Annotated in this window: 6 protein-coding genes; 4 read left to right on the top strand and 2 right to left on the bottom strand. The window is 71.9% G+C overall.

What is annotated here, in order from left to right; genetic code table 11:
* The first annotated feature begins 194 nt into the window (after positions 1-194).
* From ettA to CCS38_RS00415, 3 genes are read left to right on the top strand one after another with little or no spacing between them, the layout of a single operon-like run.
* Positions 195-1,859, top strand: coding sequence for an energy-dependent translational throttle protein EttA (gene ettA, locus CCS38_RS00425; RefSeq protein WP_223731163.1), 1,665 nt, complete (start codon positions 195-197; stop codon positions 1,857-1,859).
* 10 nt (positions 1,860-1,869) lie between these two features.
* Positions 1,870-2,322 (top strand): acyl-CoA thioesterase, encoded by a 453-nt coding sequence (locus CCS38_RS00420; protein ID WP_223731162.1) that lies wholly within the window; start codon positions 1,870-1,872, stop codon positions 2,320-2,322.
* On the top strand, positions 2,319-3,029 hold the full coding sequence (locus CCS38_RS00415) for a DUF8010 domain-containing protein (protein WP_223731161.1): 711 nt from the start codon (positions 2,319-2,321) through the stop codon (positions 3,027-3,029). Before CCS38_RS00420 ends, CCS38_RS00415 begins: the two co-directional genes overlap by 4 nt.
* 84 nt (positions 3,030-3,113) lie before the next feature.
* On the opposite strand, the gene CCS38_RS00410 is transcribed toward CCS38_RS00415, so the two are convergent.
* On the bottom strand, positions 3,114-3,518 hold the full coding sequence (locus tag CCS38_RS00410; RefSeq protein ID WP_030249823.1) for a globin: 405 nt from the start codon (positions 3,516-3,518) through the stop codon (positions 3,114-3,116).
* Positions 3,519-3,604: 86 nt separating this feature from the next.
* Between CCS38_RS00410 and CCS38_RS00405 the strand changes: the two genes are divergently transcribed.
* Entirely contained in the window at positions 3,605-4,666 is a 1,062-nt protein-coding gene (locus CCS38_RS00405) for a methyltransferase domain-containing protein (RefSeq protein ID WP_223731160.1), read from the top strand.
* Positions 4,667-4,681: 15 nt separating this feature from the next.
* Here the strand turns inward: CCS38_RS00405 and CCS38_RS00400 are convergent.
* The coding region (locus CCS38_RS00400; protein WP_223731159.1) for an FHA domain-containing protein at positions 4,682-5,339 on the bottom strand (658 nt) is incomplete at its 5' end.

The raw sequence follows: 5,339 nt of genomic DNA, 5'->3' as shown, positions 1-5,339 counted from the left end.
CCACTCCCCGTGCCCGCGGCCTCACTCCCGGGCCCACTCCCCGTGCCCGCGGCCTCACTCCCGGCCGCACGCCTCGTGCTTGTGATCTCACTCCCGGTCGCTCTCGGTGGCTACCCGTTTCCTTCTGGGGACCGGCGTACGGCAAGATGGGTAGTACTGCCCACTTCCAGATCCAGACTGCCGGACGGTTTCTCTTGGCTGAGTTCATTTACACCATGCGCAAGGCGCGCAAGGCGCACGGCGACAAGGTGATCCTCGACGACGTCACCCTGAACTTCCTGCCGGGGGCGAAGATCGGTGTCGTGGGCCCCAACGGTGCCGGTAAGTCCACGGTGCTGAAGATCATGGCGGGCCTGGAGCAGCCGTCGAACGGCGACGCGTTCCTGTCGCCCGGTTACAGCGTCGGCATGCTGCTGCAGGAGCCGCCGCTGGACGAGTCGAAGACGGTCCTGGAGAACGTCCAGGACGGCGCCCGCGAGGTCATCGACAAGCTCAAGCGCTTCAACGAGGTCGCCGAGCTCATGGCGACCGACTACTCCGACGCGCTGATGGAGGAGATGGGCAAGCTCCAGGAGGACCTCGACCACGCCAACGCGTGGGACCTGGACACGCAGCTGGAGCAGGCGATGGACGCGCTGGGCTGCCCGCCCGGCGACTGGGGCGTCACCAACCTCTCCGGTGGTGAGAAGCGCCGCGTCGCGCTCTGCAAGCTCCTCCTCGAGGCCCCCGACCTGCTGCTCCTCGACGAGCCCACCAACCACCTGGACGCCGAGTCCGTGCAGTGGCTGGAGCAGCACCTCGCCAAGTACGCCGGCACCGTCGTCGCCGTCACCCACGACCGGTACTTCCTCGACAACGTGGCCGAGTGGATCCTGGAGCTGGACCGCGGCCGTGCGCACCCGTACGAGGGCAACTACTCCACGTACCTGGACAAGAAGGCCACGCGCCTGAAGGTCGAGGGCCAGAAGGACGCCAAGCGTGCGAAGCGTCTGAAGGAGGAGCTGGACTGGGTCCGCTCCAACGCCAAGGGCCGGCAGGCCAAGTCCAAGGCGCGTCTGACCCGGTACGAGGAGATGGCGGCCGAGGCCGAGAAGACCCGGAAGCTGGACTTCGAGGAGATCCAGATCCCGCCGGGCCCGCGCCTGGGCAATGTCGTCGTGGAGGTCGAGAACCTCTCGAAGGCGTTCGGCGACAAGGTCCTGATCGACGACCTGTCGTTCAGCCTGCCCCGTAACGGCATCGTGGGCGTCATCGGCCCGAACGGTGCCGGTAAGACCACGCTGTTCAAGATGATCCAGGGCCTGGAGTCCGCGGACTCCGGTTCGATCAAGGTCGGCGACACGGTCAAGATCTCGTACGTGGACCAGAACCGCGCCAAAATCGACCCCAAGAAGACCCTGTGGGCCGTGGTGTCGGACGAGCTGGACTACATCAACGTGGGCCAGGTCGAGATGCCGTCGCGCGCGTACGTCTCCGCGTTCGGCTTCAAGGGCCCGGACCAGCAGAAGCCGGCCGGCGTGCTGTCCGGTGGTGAGCGGAACCGCCTGAACCTGGCGCTCACGCTCAAGCAGGGCGGCAACCTGCTCCTCCTCGACGAGCCGACCAACGACCTCGACGTCGAGACCCTGTCCTCGCTGGAGAACGCGCTGCTGGAGTTCCCGGGCTGCGCCGTGGTCGTCTCCCACGACCGCTGGTTCCTGGACCGGGTCGCCACGCACATCCTGGCGTACGAGGGCGAGTCCAAGTGGTTCTGGTTCGAGGGCAACTTCGAGTCGTACGAGAAGAACAAGATCGAGCGGCTCGGCCCGGACGCCGCCCGTCCGCACCGCGCCACCTACAAGAAGCTGACCCGAGGCTGAGGCTGATCGCGTGCGACACATCTACTCCTGCCCGCTGCGCTGGGCGGACATGGATGCGTTCGGCCACGTCAACAACGTGGTCTTCCTGCGCTACCTCGAAGAGGCGCGGATCGACTTCATGTTCCGGCTGGCGCCCGGGGACGGCAGTCCGTCGTTCTCCGGAGGGTCCGTCGTGGCCCGCCACGAGATCGACTACGTCCGCCCGCTGGTCCACCGGCACGCGCCGGTGACCATCGAGTCCTGGGTGACCCGGATCAGCGCGGCGTCCCTGACGATCGCGTACGAGGTCAAGGACGAGGACACCCTGTACGTGCGTGCCTCGACCGTCGTGGTGCCCTACGACCTCGAAGCGGGACGTCCCCGGCGCATCTCGGCCGAGGAGAAGGCGTTCCTGCAGGAGTACATGGACGACGCCGACGACGCCGACAGCGCGGGCAAGCAGTCCGAGGCCGTCGCCGCATGACGGTCCTGCGCCTCGCCGACGACGGGGAGGCGGCGGATCTCGCCGCCTTCCTGTCCCGGCTGCTGCACTACGACCGTGCGGCGGCGGTGCGCCTCCAGGCGGCCCCGGCCGGCGGTGCCGGGGACGGCGGCGTGCTCGCCGTCTTCGGCCGGCCGCCGTCCTTCGAGGTACTGGCCATCCGTACGGCGCGCCTCGCCGAGCCGGTGAAGCTGGACGTGACCGTCTCGGCCGGCGAGCTGCTCGACGGCATCGACGAGGCGGCCGGCACGCTCTCCGTCCCCGCCGAGGTCACCGGCCCGCCCTGGGCCGGGGTGCTGCCGCCGCAGGGCGGCTGGCGCCGGGTGCCGGGGCTGCCCGCGCCCGACGCGCTGAGCCGCATGCTCGCGGTCTCGGTCGCCGAGTTCCGGGCCCGCGACGGGGCGCTGCCGCCCGAGCAGCGGACCCGGGCGGAACGGGACCGGATCGGCCGGGAGATCTGGTCGCGCACGGTGGGCGACACGCACCTCCCGCTGCGCGCCGTGCACGCCGCGCAGTCCCTGGGCTTCCTGCGCCCCGCACGCACCCCGGCCGGGCCCGCGGGCACCGGCCCGCTCCCCGAGCCGTACACGCTGCTCGCGGCGGGCGGCTGGCTCCGGCTCCGTACGCCGCTCGGCTCGGTCGCCGTCCGTACGGGCGGGCTCCAGGGCCTGTCGGTCACACCCGCCTGACGAGCACCAAGGGCACGAAAAACAGAAAAAGGAGGCCCCCGCCGCCCTCATGGGCGGCGGGGGCCTCTGTCACCTCGTGCGTGCTCAGCCCTCGCTGTTGACCATCGAGGCGGCCGCATACGTCAGGTAGTTCCACAGCTGCGTCTCGTGTTCGGGCGCCAGCTCCAGGGAGTCCACGGCGTCCCGCATGTGCCGCAGCCAGGCGTCGTGCGCCGCGCGGTCGACGGTGAAGGGCATGTGCCGCATCCGCAGCCGGGGGTGGCCGCGGCTGTCGCTGTACGTCCGGGGACCGCCCCAGTACTGCATGAGGAACAGCGCGAGGCGCTCCTCGGCCGGGCCGAGGTCCTCCTCCGGGTACATGGGCCGCAGCAGCGGGTCCTCCGCGACGCCCTGGTAGAAGCGGTGCACCAGACGCCGGAAAGTCTCCTCGCCACCGACCTGCTCGTAGAAGGTCTGCTCCTGAAGCGTGCCGCGCGGAATCTCGTTCACCCTTCCATGGTCTCAGACGTACCGGCCGAGTACGGGAGACGTAGGACCGAAAGCATCGGACCCCGGGTGAGGAGCACAGTGGAGGTATGAGCGGGAGCGGTACGGAGCCACGGAGCGATCCGTACGCCGTCGAGGCCGCGGTGGTCCGGGCCGGGCTGGTGCGGCTGATCACGCTGGGCGGCGGGCTGACGGATACGCGCTGGCGGGCGGCGTTCGCCGAGGTGCCCCGGCATCTGTTCGTGCCGGTGTACTACGTGGGCGTGGCCGGCGGGTACGAGCGGCGCGCGGCGGACCATTCCGATCCGGAGCGCCGGGCGGAATGGCTGCGCGGGGCGTACGTGGACAGCGCGCTGGCCACCCACGTGCGCCACGGGGAGCTGGTCTCCTCCAGCAGCCAGCCGTCGCTGATGGCGGAGATGCTGGCCGCGCTGCGCGTCGAGGACGGCGACGAGGTACTGGAGATCGGCGCGGGCACGGGCTACAACGCGGCGCTGCTCTCGCACCGGCTCGGGGACGAGCGGATCACCACGGTCGACCTGGACGAGGAGATCACCGGGCCGGCGCGGGAGCACCTGGCGGCGGCCGGGTACCGGCCGCTGGTGGTCACCGGGGACGGGGCGCTGGGCTGCCCGGAGCGGGCGCCGTTCGACCGGATCATGGCGACCTGCCGGCTGCCGTCCGTGCCGCCGGCGTGGGTGGCGCAGTGCAGGACCGGCGGGCTGATCCTCACGCCGCTGGGCACGGGGCTGGTGCTGCTGCGGGTGACGGGGGAGGGGCGCGCGGAGGGACGGTTCCTGTCCACTCCGGCGTACTTCGTACGGCTGCGCAGCGCGGCCCCCGAAGAGGAGCACGGCAGTGCGGACGGAGCCGCGTCCGAGGAGCGCGCCGAGGAGCGCGCCGAGGAGCGCGCCGAGGCGTGGGCCGCCACCGCGGCGCTGCCGCGCGAGGCGCTGCGCGACGAGCGGTTCCACTTCCTGCGCGCGCTGAGCGCCGGGGCGCTGGACCCGCGCGGGGCGTACGAGCTGTGGCGCGCGGCGCGGCGGCCGCACCGCTCGCGGTTCGGCGTGACGGTGGAAGGGGACCGTCAGTGGGCGTGGCTGGACGCCCCCGACGGCCCCCACAGGTGGCCGCTGCCGCCCCGGGACTGACCCCGGGGCCGCCGCTCAGCCGCGCCGGACCGTGATCGTCGTCCAGGCGCCGACGTGGACCCGGTCGCCCTCCTGGAGCGGGACCGGGACGTACGGCTGGATCGGGTCCTCGCCGCCGTTGACGGTCGTGCCGTTGGTGGAGTTCTGGTCCACCACCGCCCAGCCGCCGCCCGGCTGCTGCACCAGCATCGCGTGCTGGTGCGAGACGCCCGGGTCCTCCGGCGGGCGCCCCAGGTCGATGTCCGGCGACTCGCCCGTGCTGTGCCGGCGGCGGCCGATCGTGACCTGCTGACCGTCGAGCGGCAGCTGCTGCTCGGGGGAGTAGGCGGGGAGGTTCAGGCCGGCCGCCTCGGGGCCGCTGCGGCCCATCATCGCCATGAAGTACTCACGGTCCGGAGCGATCACCGCGACCCAGCCGGCACCGGCCGGCGCCTGACCCGGAGCCTCGCCGCCCGGGGCCCACGGCTGCTCGCCGCTCTGCCCGTGCTGCGGCTGCTGCGGGAACGGGGGCTGCTGCTGCGGCTGCTCGTACTGGCCGGACTGCTGCTCGTACTGGCCGGGCGGCGCCGGGTGCGTGGACTGCTCGTACGGCGGGGGCGGCGGCCCGGGCGGAGCGAACGGGCTCGGCCCCTGCTGACCGGCCGGGAACTGCTGGCCGGGCGGAACCTGCTGG

Source organism: Streptomyces purpurogeneiscleroticus, assembly GCF_020024005.1.
Lineage (GTDB): Bacteria > Actinomycetota > Actinomycetes > Streptomycetales > Streptomycetaceae > Streptomyces > Streptomyces purpurogeneiscleroticus.
Note: the sequence above shows the minus strand (reverse complement) of the source record. Positions and strands in the feature narration are given on the sequence as shown.